The sequence below is a fragment of the Paenibacillus taiwanensis DSM 18679 genome (assembly GCF_000425125.1).
GTDB classification, from domain to species: domain Bacteria; phylum Bacillota; class Bacilli; order Paenibacillales; family Paenibacillaceae; genus Paenibacillus_B; species Paenibacillus_B taiwanensis.
Genome location: NZ_KE384306.1, coordinates 105354 through 119582, shown reverse-complemented (window position 1 = coordinate 119582; position 14229 = coordinate 105354). Strand labels below are relative to the sequence as shown.

Here is a 14229-nt window from a genome sequence, read left to right as displayed (position 1 = left end):
TATTGTGCGGCTTTTGCATGTAAATAGAAAGATTGCGTACACGTGTTGCCATCTACTATACTTAATAATATTTACTACATTTTTAGCGCATACCTACCGAAATAAGTCAACTAAGGAGCTTTACATGTTTAGAAATCACAGAACGTTATATTACTTAGGTCTCTTTACCATTGCAGTGCTGTTATATAAATTTATCGATAACATTGATGCTGTACTGCACGCCATAGGGTCACTCTTCTCCATGATGACGCCATTTATTATCGCCTGCTTTATCGCATACTTACTGCGCCCGCTTGTAAATGTACTGGAAGCCAGAGTCTTGAAGAAACAAAAGCGCAAACGACTGTACAGCATTTTAATCGTGTATGCCTTGTTTATTTGCTTTATTATTCTTTTAATAACCGTAGTTACACCTCGTGTTATTGAAAGTGTCAGCACACTGCTTGCCGGTCTGCCTACCTACATCTCAGGCACGGAAGCTTGGCTCCGTTCTCACGTCATTGAGCAAGACTGGTTTATTAAAACGGGTATTGATGTGCAGAACGGAACGTATCTAAGCTCACTGCCTAGTCAAATTAGTGAGTTTCTAAAAGTAATTTTAGATAACTTAATGTCAAGCCTCTACACGTTAACTACGGCTGTACTTAATCTGGTCATCGGCTTTATCGTGTCTATTTATTTGCTAAAAGATAAAGAAAAGCTGGCTGAGGGATCAAGTAAGCTCATCTACGCCTTGTTCCGCAAAGAATGGGCAGATAAGTTTCTTTATTTAGTCAAACGTATAGATAACGTATTCTCACAATATTTTGTTGGTGTTATATTGGATGCGATTGTGGTAGGTACGATCGTTTGTATCGGACTGCTACTTATCGGCTCTCCGTACACGTTGTTATCCAGTTTGATTGTAGCCATTACAAACGTTATTCCTTACTTCGGTCCGTTTATTGGGATGATATTTGTCGGGCTGATCACGTTATTTGTCGCTCCAGTCAAGGCTTTGTGGATTACACTGTTTATATTACTTGTGAAGCAGCTGGACGGTTATGTTATCGGTCCACGAATTGTAGGCAACAAAGTCGGAATGGGGCCAATCTGGATTATTTTTGCAATTATAATTGGTGGCGGCTTCTTCGGCGTACTTGGCATGTTTATTGCTGTACCAATTGTAGCTGTAATCAAAACGGCTATTGACTCCTTGATCGATACGAAGCTGGCGACACGTTAGCCGTCTGTATCAATCGATATTTAACTGTGTATCCACCGTACACAGCCAACTTACTCGCAAACACAAGTGAATAAGCAGAAGCAAAATATACCGATAACCTCCAGCGCCGCATTCAAGCGAATGCTGGAGGTTATCGGTGTTTACAGAAGCTATTGTATTGGTTTCACCCTTGCTTTATACACATCACAAGAGAGCTAAACACCGATCCATGAATGCATGTAGCGTTGGGGCAGCGGGAGCTTACTGAGCCCCGTAATTTAGCACACTCACAAATCTGGGCGGCATCATAGGCGATACTCCAATCACACAGCGGCGGCGGGACATATGTTAAACATGTCAATCCCCCCACCGTTCTTCCTCCCCCGTGAGAACACACCTTCCCTCCCGCATCGCTCGCAGGTGTCCTTATGCTGTTTCTTCATCCACGCATTAAGGACTCCTGCCTCCTTCCCATAAAGTAAGCCTTATAAAGAAGGCAGCAGGCTAGACGGTTCGTTCAGCGCAATACAGTGCAGTTCATGCAGCGCACGCGTGCACACAGTATACAGCAGCTTGCGATCAGTTTCATTGCCATAAGATGTCTGATCCGCATCAAATATAATGACCGCATCAAACTCAAGCCCTTTTGCCAAGTATGAAGGCATGACCCAATAACCTGCCGCAAATTGCCGCGTAAACTTCGTCACTTGTCGTATATTCGGGAACTGCTTATGCAGCAGTTCAAATAAATAGGCGCTTGTCGCTTCATCTTTCGTGATCAGTGCGACAGATCCTGCCCCCGTTCGCTCCAACTCTAACAGCAGCTTAACTGCTGTTGCCAGCCGTTCCTCCTTAGTCTCCACTACATATAAACGTGGAGCCGATCCAGAACGATTAAAGGCTTGCGCAGGCTCTCCATCCGGTACAATACGCTGCGCATATTCCGTAATGTTCTTCGTAGAACGATAACTCTTGGTCAGACGAACAATGTTCGTCTTTCGTTCTTTGAACATTTGCTGCACCATTTCAACCGAATTTACCCGATTTGCTTCATAAATGGCTTGGTTCCAATCCCCCAAAATCGTAAAACGACTGCGAGGAAATAACCGATTTAACAGCTCATATTGAAAGGGCGAATAATCCTGGGCTTCATCAATGACAACATGGCGAATGTGATTAAACGTATGAAACCCTTGTGCTCTTTCAATGAGATAGAGGAATGGAGACGTATCTTCAAATGGCAATATCCCTTGCTCGGTTAATCGCTTGGCCGTATAGAGTCCAATCTGAGCAGCAAGCTTCGTATCAGGTAAATCGTTATCGCCCATAGCTCTAGCAGGCTGAGCCTCCGTGACCCAATGACCGAGCTGCTGCATACAACTTACGTACATGCTCTCCCAATCCACAAAGCCAAATACGCGAATTTGGCGACGCATACGCTGCACCCATTTGCGAACCTGCTTCCGACTTATATCCCGCATTTCTTGCTCTGTACCGATATATTGATTTTTTTTCAGCAGTTTGTTGTATACACGTTGCTCCTCCGCTTTAGCCCACCGCTTCACATATTGGTTAACCCATTCCTGAAGCTTATGCAACCGACCCGTAAGCGTCCAATCCGCTAATTCACCGTAGAACTGTTCCGCCATCATTTCCTGAGTCACAATCGTTCGTTTTGGTGTTCCCAGCGCTACAAATTGCATCCCCTTTTGAGTAAGATGGTCAATATAACGATCCATAACCTGCATAAAATCAAAAGACGCTTTCCAACGAGCCGACGCCAGTTCCACCCGGGCAGTAACGCTAGCAGCTGCTGGATCATCTGACTTCATGGGAGCGGGAGAGTATTCAATGGATGGCGCAGCCGCTTGCAGGGCCGCTGCCTGAGCCGATGTCCTCATCATACGTTCAGCTTGATCATACAAATCCTCAAGCTGCCAACGCGTATGCAACCGATGTTCCAAATAATTGTGGAACGTGGTCTGTGACATATTAGCTTCCCCTAGCTCAGGCAAAATGTTGGACACATAATCATTAAATAGGTCATTCGGGGAAAATAACACCACTTGCTCCGAACGAATGCTGTTGCGATACTTGTACAGCAAATAAGCGATTCGCTGCATCGCTGCTGATGTTTTGCCGCTGCCTGCTGCGCCTTGCACAATTAACACATCATGGCTATCATCTCGAATAATTGCATTTTGTTCTTGTTGAATTGTACTAACGATACTTCGCATCTTTGTGTCGCTGCTCTTTGTCAGCATTTCCTGTAACATGTCATCACCGATTTGGATGCCCGTATCAAATACAGCCTCCAGCCGACCACTTCGTATGACGAATTGACGCTTCATCGGCATTTCGCCTGTAATTAGGCCAGCAGGGGTCCGATACTGTACAGGACCTGCTGCATAGTCATAAAACAAGCTGGCAATCGGTGTGCGCCAGTCGTACACCAGATGTGTATCCGCCTGATCGTCCGTCAGCGACATCAGTCCGATGTAGAGATCCAAAGTCTCGTCATCACCATCCTCACGGAACTGAATCCGACCAAAATAGGGACTGTCCTTGTGCTGATTCAACTTTTGGAGCAGCTTGCCAGCATGCGCCTGCACCCGTTCATGATTGGCCAAATCTTGCGCCTGCTGCATCACACTAACATACGATTCAAACATATCGTCCTGATCAAGCGACACTCCATCCCAGAAATTCCGCTTCATCTCCACGATTTCGTGCTGCTGCTCTTCGCTCGTCTGCTGCAAATGATTGATGTGACGCTCCATTACGTCAAGCACATAACGCAGCTTGCTTACCTCTTGTAATCGATCCGTCTCTAACATGTCATTACTCACTACTGTAATCCGCTCCTGTTCTTATTGCTCATGATGTAACGTTCCGGCACTCACATGTACAATTTCTTCATCATCTACAGCTGCAATTGCAGCGTGTAATCCACGTACCATATCGTCCAAAGACATACTGGCTTTACCTACATGCGCAGTCGCTTGCTGAGGCAGAAAAGGAATATGTATAAATCCACCGCGGCAGCTTTGACCGAATGATTCAATCGCATGCATTAAAGCGTAAAAAGTAGAATTGCACACATAAGTTCCAGCTGAATATGAAATGGAACACGGCACCCCTGCCCCTTGAATAGCAGACCGCATTGCTTTAATCGGAAGATTGGTCCAATAGGCGGCTGGACCGTCCGCTTCAATGGGAACATCAATCGGGGACACTCCGTCATTATCAGGGATACGAGCATCGATTAGGTTAATCGCAATTCGTTCCAACGTAATATCCGGCCTGCCTCCCGCTTGGCCGACACAAATGACGACTTCGGGGTGCAGCTCCTGCAAATAAGTTTGTATTTGCGACTTGGCGGGATAAAACGCTGTTGGCAGCCGTCTTGCCATTACCTCATAATGACCGATTATTTGACTGTCTAACTGTTTGACAGCTTCCCAAGATGGGTTGATCGTTTCCTGTTGAAAAGGTTCGAAACCTGTAAGAAGTATACGTTTCATATGGCGTTACACGATCCTTTCTTCGAATTAAGATGGAACACAAATCGATGTGCCGCGACGTATCATGGTTTATTTTGCAACACTTGTTAATTGTGATATGGTTAATCGGATGGAAAGGAGCATAAAAAGACGATGACACATGTAGATACCCCCTCCCTCATCCTATTAGGATTAGCTGGACTCGGGTTGCTTAGCGGCAACTCCACCGTGACCATTGCAATGGTCGTATTACTGCTAATGCGTGTAACTAACTTACAAGTTATATTCCCCTGGATTGAGAAATATGGGCTCACGATTGGCATCATTATACTAACGATTGGCGTTATGGCGCCAATTGCAAGCGGTAAATATACGTTGGAAACACTAGCGGGTTCTTTCCTTAACTGGAAGTCACTTCTAGCTATAGCGATTGGCATATTTGTTTCCTATTTGGGTGGCCGAGGCGTCAACCTGATGAGCCAGTCCCCTACGATTGTTGCAGGGCTGCTTGTTGGCACAGTAATTGGCGTAGCTTTGTTTAAAGGGGTTCCCGTCGGTCCATTAATTGCCGCTGGTATTTTATCTTTGCTGCTTGGAAAGTCTTAATTGTTGAGCTCATCACTCATCATACGACGAATAAACTACACAGGCAAATCATACAATAGGCTATGGATTAAAGACACGGTAACCTTATTCTGCATAAAAAAATGTACAAAAATGGATTGACAATAATTAAAAGGCAGTGCTAGAATCAACAAAGCAGGTACGACAACGTACATACATTACAAGAGAGGCAGGTGAGTTCCATGTTGTTCATCAATACAAGTAAGCATCGTAAAGACGCGATGATCACCACACAACATCATATATGGAGCCCTGCTGATCGATTGCAGCACTAGAAGGAACAAGAACATCAGATGACATTCAAGGTCATAATTCATAACCTGCCTTGACTCTCTGTTATTCTTTCTTTCTCCGCATCAATCCATCATAATGTGCGGGCTCCCACGCTCGTACGCCTATATAACCTGTTGCCCACAAGGTATATCGTTTACGACGATATACCTTTTTTTGTTCCATATTACTTTATTTTTCCAAAATGAAAAGGAAGTGAGAATCAATGCTAGGCGTATTACAAAAACTCGGATGGTTCTTTCGTGAGCACCGTACCCGTTACATCGTAGGTATCACTTTACTAGTAGCGATAGGTGCACTTGAACTCGTTCCACCACGGCTGCTCGGTCAAGCGATTGATGAAATCGTGTACGGAACGATTACTTGGGATTTGCTTACTCGTTATCTGATATATATTTTAGTCTCGATGGTTATCATTTACATCGTTACTTATGTATGGATGTATTTGCTCTTTGGTGGCGCCTTTCTCGTTGAACGCAAGCTCCGCTCCAAATTTATGCGGCAGCTCCTGAAGATGACACCGCCATTTTTCGAGAAATACCGTACGGGTGATCTGATGGCACGTGCAACAAACGACTTGCGCTCAGTATCCCAAACAGCAGGATTCGGAATGCTGCTGCTGACGGATTCAACTGCCTTTCTGCTCGTTGTGCTGTTTGCGATGGTATTTTTGATCCATTGGAAACTGACTTTGATGGCGTTATTGCCCCTCCCTATTATTGCGGTCGCAATGAGAGTGTTCGGCAAAAAAATTCACGAACGTTATACTATTGCACAGGATGCATTCGGCGGCATGAATGACCAAGTGCTTGAATCCGTTGGTGGTGTCCGTGTTATTCGGGCTTATGTGCAGGAACGAAACGACGAGCAACATTTCCGTAACATTACTCAGGATGTGTATCAGAAAAATGTAAATGTAGCCAAAATCGATGCCTTGTTTGATCCGACGATCCGATTCTGCATCGGCCTCAGTTATATGATCGGTCTAGGTTATGGCGCGTACTTGATCATTCATCAGGAAATATCAATTGGCGATTTGCTCGCCTTTAATATGTATCTCGGCATGCTTATATGGCCGATGTTTGCCATCGGTGAGCTAATTAATATTATGCAGCGAGGTAATGCTTCTCTTGATCGTGTCAATGAAACACTGCATTACAAACCTGACGTTGAGGACGCCTCTGAGACAGAAGCGGTTGCGGTTCCAGACCTGATAGAATGGCGAAATTATCGCTTCCAATATCCTTCCTCCACGTTCACCAATCTTAACGATGTGACGCTAACACTGTGGAAAGGGCAAACACTCGGCATCGTCGGACGCACCGGAAGTGGTAAATCTACATTCGTGAAGCAATTGCTGCGGGAGTATCCGATCGGTGATGGACAATTGCTCGTTAATGGAACGGCACTTGAACGTGTGCCACTTGACCAAATTCGAAGCTGGATTGGCTATGTACCACAGGAGCAAATTTTATTTTCCAAGACGGTTAAGGAAAATATTAAGTATGGAAATCCAAACGGCAGTGAGCAGGATGTGTATGATGCGATTGAGTTTGCCTCCTTTACACATGACATCCCTACACTTGTTGATGGGATCGAGACGTTGGTCGGTGAAAAGGGTGTCGCTTTATCTGGTGGACAAAAACAGCGTGTCTCACTTGCACGTGCCTTTATTTCGGACTCAGAAGTGCTCATATTGGACGATGCCTTGTCAGCCGTTGATGCCCGTACAGAAGCGAATATTATTCAAAACATTCGTGAACAACGGGCTGGCAAAACCACTTTGATTACGACGCATCGTTTGTCTGCGATTGAACACGCCGATAACATTATCGTGCTCGATGATGGGCAAATTGTAGAGCAGGGTACTCACGAGCAATTAATGGCACAAGACGGCTGGTATAAAGAGCAATACATGCGCCAGCAGTTGGAATCATCACTATAAATGAAATTCACATTTTCTAAATAGACTGGAGGAACTACCTCTTATGCATATTGAACAGCAAGAAGAAGCCGTAAAGAAGCGTCATGTCGGGAAACGGCTATGGCAATACGCGCTGCACTTTAAAGGCAGCTTTATCCTTGCGCTGCTTATGCTTACTTTGGCGGTAGCAGCCGAATTATCAGGACCGTTTATCGCCAAAGCCATTATAGATCGACATATTATCGGCATTGAGCAGCCTTATTACGTCACTCAAACAGCATCCAAGGACAACGTATCGTTTAACGGTGTAACCTATAAGCGTGCCGACCGTTTCGAACCTAATGAGCCAAAGGGCAACGCCATCCAGATTTTGCAGGTTGGAAAGTCTTTCTATCTCCTATCTGGCGAAGCGCCTAATGCTACAGGTGTACGTGAGTATGAGAATGGCACACTAAAGATCACTGCCAAAGGCCAGGTGTGGCAGACCGCTGCACAGCCGCTGCCTTTATCCCAGTTGCTCGTATTTTACGAACCGGAGATTAGAGGCATCCTTTACTGGCTCGGTATATATGTTCTCCTGCTTGCCGTCAGTATTATAATGAGCTTCGGCAAAATTCTCGGCCTACAGACAGCGGCCAACAAAGTCATTCGCAAGCTTCGTGGTGATGTGTACGCCCATGTACAGCGACTGCCTATTCCTTACTTTGACAACTTGCCAGCAGGCAAAGTGGTTTCTCGAATCACGAACGATACGGAAGCTGTCAAGGACTTGTTTGTTGCCGTGCTTTCTAACTTTACTTCCGGCATTATTACGATCACGGGTATATATGTTGCCTTATTTATTTTGGATACGAAGCTTGCCATAAGTTGTTTGGTGCTTGTGCCAATCATTTTAGTGTGGATCGTATTATATCGTCGTTTTGCCACAAAGTATAATCTTGTAATTAGGTCTCGTCTTAGCGCGATAAATGCCATCATTAATGAATCAATTCAAGGCATGCCGGTCATTCGGGCATTTCGTCGCGAGAAAGAAACGATGGATGAATTCGAAAAATTAAATGAAGATTATTTGACCTACTCCAACAAAATGTTGTCTCTTAATGCCTACACCTCGCACAATCTTGTTAACGTGCTGCGTAATATCACCTTTGCTTTTGTGCTTTGGTATTTCGCAGGTGCATCTTTAAGTGCTACAGGTATCGTCACGTTAGGAGTGCTCTATGCCTTTACAGACTTGCTTAGCCGCTTGTTCCATCCGCTGACTGGTATGGTAAACCAGTTGGCTACGTTGGATCAGTCCATCGTTTCGGCAGGACGTGTATTTGAATTGATGGATGAGCAAGGGGAAGAACGACATGACGGCTCGATGCCTCGTTATAAGGGACATGTGGAATTTGATCAAGTGTCCTTTGCTTATAAAGAAGATTTTGTATTAAAAAACATTCATTTTGAAGCTAAACCAGGTCAGACCGTCGCTTTAGTCGGCCACACCGGATCAGGAAAAAGCTCGATTATGAACTTATTATTCCGGTTCTATGATCCGCAGCAAGGGGAAATCCGAATTGACGGCAACGTAATTCGTGACATTCCTAAGCAATGGCTGCGGCAGCACATGGGCATCGTGCTGCAAGATCCTTACTTGTTTACTGGGACTATTGAATCCAACGTAAGCCTGGGCGATCCACGCATTTCCCGGGAAAAGGTCGAAGCTTCGCTAAAGGCTGTCGGAGCTGATCGTGTCTTAAAAACATTAACCAAAGGCCTTGATGAGCCGGTTGTTGAGAAGGGAAGCACCTTGTCAGCAGGCCAACGCCAATTGATTTCATTTGCTCGTGCCCTTGCTTTCGAGCCTTCTATACTCATTCTGGATGAGGCAACGGCAAATATCGATACAGAAACGGAAGCGATTATTCAAGAAGCACTTGAGGTGCTGAAGCGCGGCCGCACTACATTTATTATCGCCCATCGACTGTCAACGATAAGAAGTGCTGACCTTATTCTTGTGCTCCATCGCGGAGAAATCGTAGAGCGTGGCTCTCACGAGGAGCTTATGGCTATGGAAGGTCGCTACTATCGAATGTACCAGCTGCAATTTGGTGCTCAGGCAGAAAGTCAAGTACAAAGCGATCAGCTTAGTGAGCCGCCGCTTGCTCCCTTCGGAGACGAGGAAGTAGAAGACGACGCACTTGCGCATAACACAGATACATCTAATGAAAAACGCAATCAAACGCGTCGTACAGCAAATGCGCAAGCGAAACCAGCCTCTGCTGCATATAAATGAACAGTTGTTTGTTAACAAAATAAATGCAGCACCTATAAAGCTTGATTTTATATGAATAGGAGATGGTACAGGGTGCATTGTAGCCCCCTGTACCATTCCGAGAATGACCTTTGCAGGTTACATGATTAAAGGAGTGAAATGCTATTATGCATTTAAATTGGTATACCGCAGAAACATTACAACAAATGAATCAGACCCAAATCGAGAACACAGCTCGAACCTATTGGATGTACGCTAGAGTAAAGACGCGAAAGCAATCGGAAACAGCTTACTGGCAAGATAACGAAAATTATTTATATGGCAAAGCCGTGCACGTGCTGGAAGAAATGATGGAATCAGAAAATGCTGAATTACGTTTGAAGGCTGCTGAGATTGTGATGAGTCATGGTATGAAACGCTCTGGCAGAGTACGTATTTCAAGTTAAGCCACTTCCGCTTCATCTTCATCATCCATAATATAAATAACAAAGCCGTCATTCCGCTGCTTCGCATGAATGACGGCTTTGTTTTGAATGAAAAAGGTGGTTACTTCACCACCTCCACGACTTCGCACCTGTTTTCTTTACCGGTGCTTCCCTTTTGCATTATTGGCATCAGAGGTACGTGTACTTTTGTTCTGGTTCGCATGCCCTTGTTGTTTGTGCGCCATGTCAGCTAACCCCTTTCATTTAGAAAAAATAAGGAGGAAGAGTGCTACGATTCCTGCTTCGGAATGTTATTTAGACTTGGTGCGCGCTGAGCCGCCTTATGTGGTTTTAAGGTTAGGCTCGATTCCGTAAATCTGGATTTGTTTTGCAGCTGATGAATACGGTCAGCTCTGTTGTAAGGCATAATGACCACCCCCTACCTCATATGCTGTCCATCTGCAAGGGCAATATGTAACGTGCCAACATTTCACGAATGATGCCTATTTCTCCGTATGACAACCCCGATGGCTTTCCATAACATTCGCTCAAATACGTTCCAAGGCAGCAGCATTCGACTAAACAATACAGCACGAACGCCTTTACCGATTGGATAGCGGAGCTTTCGCTTGCCGTCTGCTGTGTTAGCAATTTTTACTATTAAATTCACAACAGGATCTGGTTCCGGAGCTGTTCTGGCATTTTGTTGCATACTGGCAAGCAGCTTGCCAGCATAGTAGTGGTTAGGAGAACCCTCAGGAGCATGCATCTGCTCCAAACTACGTTCCCATATATTTGTGCGATAGCTTCCTGGCTCAACTAGTACAACATCTACACCATAAGGCGCCATTTCCAGACACAAAGCTTCGCTATAACCTTCTAGTGCAAATTTAGAGGCTACATAGGCGCCCAGACCAGGAAACCCCATTCGCCCACTTATGCTGCTAATTTGTATCAGGCAGCCGCTTTGAGCTTCCCGCATATAAGGGATAGCCGCTTTACACACTTGAATGGCTCCAAATACATTCGTGTCAAACTGCTCCCGCCAAGCTTGCATTGGCACATCCTCAACAAATCCCCCAGCCGCGTAACCTGCATTGTTAATCACAATATCAATTTTTCCGTAGAGATCGATAATTTGTTTAGCTATTTGTTGAGCTTGCTCCTCATGCCGAACATCAAGCTCCCAAACGTGAACAACTGCATGCTGTGTATAGTGGCTTATGAATTGTGTAATCTGTTCCCGCCGTGCATCTGCCTGCCTCGTCGTTGCAACAATAACATAACCGGATTGAGCCAGCTTGGCTGCTGTCAGCAATCCAAATCCGCTGGCTGCTCCAGTAATCCATACCGTCTTGGCGTGAGCCACTATACGTTCACTCCATTCCTAATTCTTAACTTCCTCTTCAACTGCTTGTTTTGTCTCACTAGGTTGGTCATCCACTTTAAAGTGCGTTAAATGGCGCTCCAACTGCTCGCTTAATTGCTGCAAATTGGTCACGGAAACACGCATCTGCTCGGTCATAGCTGATTGTTGCTCCGTTGCAGCAGCCACACGTTCCGTATAGGAATTACTCTGCACGGCAATATCCGTCAGTTGCTCAAGTGAGGCTGTAATTTCTTCACAGGCTGCTGACATCTGAGTAGCAATAACGCTGCCCTCTTTTACTTGTTCTGATATATGTTCAACAGAATCCACAATATGCATAAATGCTTTATCCGCATCCCTTACAACAGTTAAACCAGCTTCAACTGCCCCTTGTTGCGATTGTGCTGCATGGTCCGTTTTTAATTTACGTGCATGAATCTGTTCGATAAGCTGCACAATATGATTCAGAGAATGTTTCGAATGCTCTGCCAGCTTTCGAACCTCAACAGCAACAACTTGGAACCCTTTACCATGCTCACCAGCACGTGCTGCTTCAATCGAAGCGTTAAGTGCCAACAGTTCTGTCTGCTTCACTACCCCTTGAATAAACTGCACGGCATCACCAATTTCCAGAACTTCCTTCGACAATTCATTTAATGCTTGATAAGTATCCTGTGAAGCGTCTTGAATACGCTCCATCTGTTCTACCGTACGTGTAATAACTTGGCGCCCTGCTTGCGCTTGCTCTGCTGAAGCGTTCATGTGTTCAAATACTACAGCTGAGGTTTCAGACAAGTTCTGTACGCCAAGCGTAATTTCTAGCATCGCTTGCTTCGTTTCTGCGGTGCTTTGCAGTTGAACTTGTACACCCGATGCAACCTGCTGCATAGAAGCACTTACCTCAATTGCGGATGCTGCCGTTTCTTGAGCACCACTATTTAGCTCAGCGGTAGATACCGCAACCCCTTCAGAGGCTCGCTGTACATCTTTTAGCAAAGCACTAAGACGCTCTATCATTTGATTAAAGACATGAGCCACTTTGCTGATCTCATCGTCACCTTTTACATCCAGTCGTACAGTAAGATCTCCTTCAGCTGCACGTTCAGCCAGTTGATGCACACGACGAAGTGGATGTAATTGGAAGCGAACATACCAGACGAGCACAGCTAACCCCACAAAAATGATGCTCAATCCAATCCATAACGTCTCCATTAATGTGCTCATGAGATCGGCTCTCACCTGAGTGTAATCAAAATCAATTGCAAATATAGCTAACGTCTGACCTTGCTCATTTTTAATTGGTGCTATAGCTGTAATGATCCAATTGTCGCCTATTTTAAAATCACTTGTAATCGCAGTACCTTTTTGTAACATAGCTGCATAAGCGTCATTTAATTCATCTGATAACGTAATCATCTTGCCAGGCGGATAACCTCTTGACTCAAACTGCTTACTCGCTTGAACCAGCTTTAGTTTTTTGTTGCTCAAATCTTCTTTAGATGGTGGCATTACGATAAACGTATTATGTATATCTTCTTTAACTAGACTGTTCAATTTCTCTCGAATAAGACGGAAGGTAGGATTGGAAGCATAATCTTTGCTAGTCTTGGAATCAGAAAAAGAATAAGAGACTTGTCTAACAGATGACTGAAGTTCCTGAATTTGCAGCGTCATCATCACTTTTAACCGCTGTTCAAGAAAATCCATATACATCTCTTGTTGCTGCGAGTATTGCCTTGCAAACAATACAGAGCAAAGCAGCAGCACAATCACGATTATAACGGCAATCATCTTGGCAATAATGCTTCGTCTAAATATACCCATCCATCTCAGACCCCTTTTTTTCTTCATAAAAATTCCATATTTTTGACTTGAAATCTGTCATATAATGAAAATCATTGTACCATAATGAGATGAATGTTTACCATATTTTAATCCGAATCCGTTGTAATTTTATCGGTTTTTGTCGAATTAACCAGAGAATGCTCCAAGTGTGTGCTAGAGTGAACTACGATTTAATTCGATTCATAAATTTCTCCACAACATAATAAAGAGACTGGGATAACCAGCCTCTTTGTTTACTACCTATATTTGTGTTACCATTTGCAAATCGTTAAACATCGGTGCTTCTTGTATCTTTGCAGTTTGGATAATATTTTCGTAGCTGTCCATTTTGATTAAAGCTAGTGGGGTGTTGGTTGTGGATAGTGCCTCACTGACTGAGCCTATTCCGGCACTAGTGTACCCGGGGCAGTAGCTCGCCCAACCGCTGTACCTCCAAGTTGATAAAATAATTCCAGTACCTCTGTATTCAAAATGACGATGCGGGCTGGTTTGTGAGATAGAGAAATTTGCTGACCTGTGGAGTCTTGAAATGACATAAAAAAGTTCTTGTCTATCGACGAAGCGGTGTTGTTAGCAGGTAGGCTGTCAGCAGATAATGGGGGTTTTTGAGTTGTGGCTGAAGGAGCATTGCATCCGGTAACGGATAACATAACTATAATTCCAAACCACGCAAATAACCTCTGCTTGACCATGTTTATCCCTGCCTTTCCCTAATCTATGCTTCGAACCTATACTCTATATTTCAGCGCTTATGCCAGATATAAGCTTTAATTGGATTTTCAGT

Annotated in this window: 12 protein-coding genes; 5 read left to right on the top strand and 7 right to left on the bottom strand. The window is 44.5% G+C overall.

The features are described 5' to 3' along the window. Positions 1–124 precede the first annotated feature (124 nt). The gene (locus H509_RS0109320; RefSeq protein ID WP_028544850.1) at positions 125–1225 is read left to right on the top strand and encodes an AI-2E family transporter; all 1101 of its coding nucleotides are present in this window, start codon (positions 125–127) and stop codon (positions 1223–1225) included. Between the two features lie 464 nt (positions 1226–1689). Here the strand turns inward: H509_RS0109320 and helD are convergent, their stop codons facing one another. Then, entirely contained in the window at positions 1690–4053 is a 2364-nt protein-coding gene (gene helD, locus H509_RS0109310) for an RNA polymerase recycling motor HelD (RefSeq protein WP_245596014.1), read from the bottom strand. A gap of 21 nt (positions 4054–4074) precedes the next feature. Continuing rightward, on the bottom strand, positions 4075–4728 hold the full coding sequence (gene pcp, locus H509_RS0109305; RefSeq protein ID WP_028544848.1) for a pyroglutamyl-peptidase I: 654 nt from the start codon (positions 4726–4728) through the stop codon (positions 4075–4077). 132 nt (positions 4729–4860) lie between these two features. On the opposite strand from pcp, the gene H509_RS0109300 reads away from it, so the two are divergent. The 4 genes from H509_RS0109300 (at position 4861) to H509_RS0109285 (ending at position 10252) form a co-directional block, all read left to right on the top strand. Continuing rightward, the gene (locus H509_RS0109300; RefSeq protein ID WP_028544847.1) at positions 4861–5313 is read left to right on the top strand and encodes a DUF441 domain-containing protein; all 453 of its coding nucleotides are present in this window, start codon (positions 4861–4863) and stop codon (positions 5311–5313) included. 514 nt (positions 5314–5827) lie between these two features. Then, on the top strand, positions 5828–7567 hold the full coding sequence (locus H509_RS0109295) for an ABC transporter ATP-binding protein (RefSeq protein ID WP_028544846.1): 1740 nt from the start codon (positions 5828–5830) through the stop codon (positions 7565–7567). Between the two features lie 43 nt (positions 7568–7610). Then, positions 7611–9827 carry an ABC transporter ATP-binding protein gene (locus tag H509_RS24785; protein ID WP_084159137.1) on the top strand — a complete coding sequence of 739 codons (2217 nt, stop codon included), beginning with the start codon at positions 7611–7613 and terminating at the stop codon, positions 9825–9827. Positions 9828–9973: 146 nt separating this feature from the next. Next, a complete protein-coding gene (locus H509_RS0109285) occupies positions 9974–10252 on the top strand; it encodes a hypothetical protein (protein WP_028544845.1) in 279 nt (92 codons plus the stop codon). Here H509_RS0109285 and H509_RS28550 read toward each other — a convergent pair. From H509_RS28550 to H509_RS28170, 5 genes are all read right to left on the bottom strand, one after another. Continuing rightward, positions 10249–10380, bottom strand: a complete 132-nt coding sequence (locus tag H509_RS28550; RefSeq protein ID WP_281169723.1) for a hypothetical protein — start codon at positions 10378–10380, stop codon at positions 10249–10251. The two genes, H509_RS0109285 and H509_RS28550, sit on opposite strands and share 4 nt — an antisense overlap. Positions 10381–10520: 140 nt before the next feature. Next, entirely contained in the window at positions 10521–10658 is a 138-nt protein-coding gene (locus tag H509_RS27965) for a hypothetical protein (RefSeq protein WP_169450882.1), read from the bottom strand. Positions 10659–10721: 63 nt separating this feature from the next. Further along, the gene (locus H509_RS0109270; RefSeq protein ID WP_028544844.1) at positions 10722–11600 is read right to left on the bottom strand and encodes an SDR family oxidoreductase; all 879 of its coding nucleotides are present in this window, start codon (positions 11598–11600) and stop codon (positions 10722–10724) included. Positions 11601–11618: 18 nt separating this feature from the next. Beyond that, the gene (locus H509_RS24780; RefSeq protein WP_084159136.1) at positions 11619–13451 is read right to left on the bottom strand and encodes a methyl-accepting chemotaxis protein; all 1833 of its coding nucleotides are present in this window, start codon (positions 13449–13451) and stop codon (positions 11619–11621) included. Between the two features lie 374 nt (positions 13452–13825). Beyond that, the gene (locus H509_RS28170) at positions 13826–13981 is read right to left on the bottom strand and encodes a hypothetical protein (RefSeq protein WP_211234320.1); all 156 of its coding nucleotides are present in this window, start codon (positions 13979–13981) and stop codon (positions 13826–13828) included. Between the last annotated feature and the right edge of the window lie 248 nt (positions 13982–14229).

Coding starts and splice junctions, on each gene's coding strand:
- H509_RS0109320 (WP_028544850.1), top strand. CDS start 125: ATGTTTAGAAATCACAGAACGTTATATTACTTAGGTCTCTTTACCATT.
- pcp (WP_028544848.1), bottom strand. CDS start 4,728: ATGAAACGTATACTTCTTACAGGTTTCGAACCTTTTCAACAGGAAACG.
- H509_RS0109300 (WP_028544847.1), top strand. CDS start 4,861: ATGACACATGTAGATACCCCCTCCCTCATCCTATTAGGATTAGCTGGA.
- H509_RS0109295 (WP_028544846.1), top strand. CDS start 5,828: ATGCTAGGCGTATTACAAAAACTCGGATGGTTCTTTCGTGAGCACCGT.
- H509_RS24785 (WP_084159137.1), top strand. CDS start 7,611: ATGCATATTGAACAGCAAGAAGAAGCCGTAAAGAAGCGTCATGTCGGG.
- H509_RS0109285 (WP_028544845.1), top strand. CDS start 9,974: ATGCATTTAAATTGGTATACCGCAGAAACATTACAACAAATGAATCAG.
- H509_RS27965 (WP_169450882.1), bottom strand. CDS start 10,658: ATGCCTTACAACAGAGCTGACCGTATTCATCAGCTGCAAAACAAATCC.
- H509_RS24780 (WP_084159136.1), bottom strand. CDS start 13,451: ATGAAGAAAAAAAGGGGTCTGAGATGGATGGGTATATTTAGACGAAGC.
- H509_RS28170 (WP_211234320.1), bottom strand. CDS start 13,981: ATGTCATTTCAAGACTCCACAGGTCAGCAAATTTCTCTATCTCACAAA.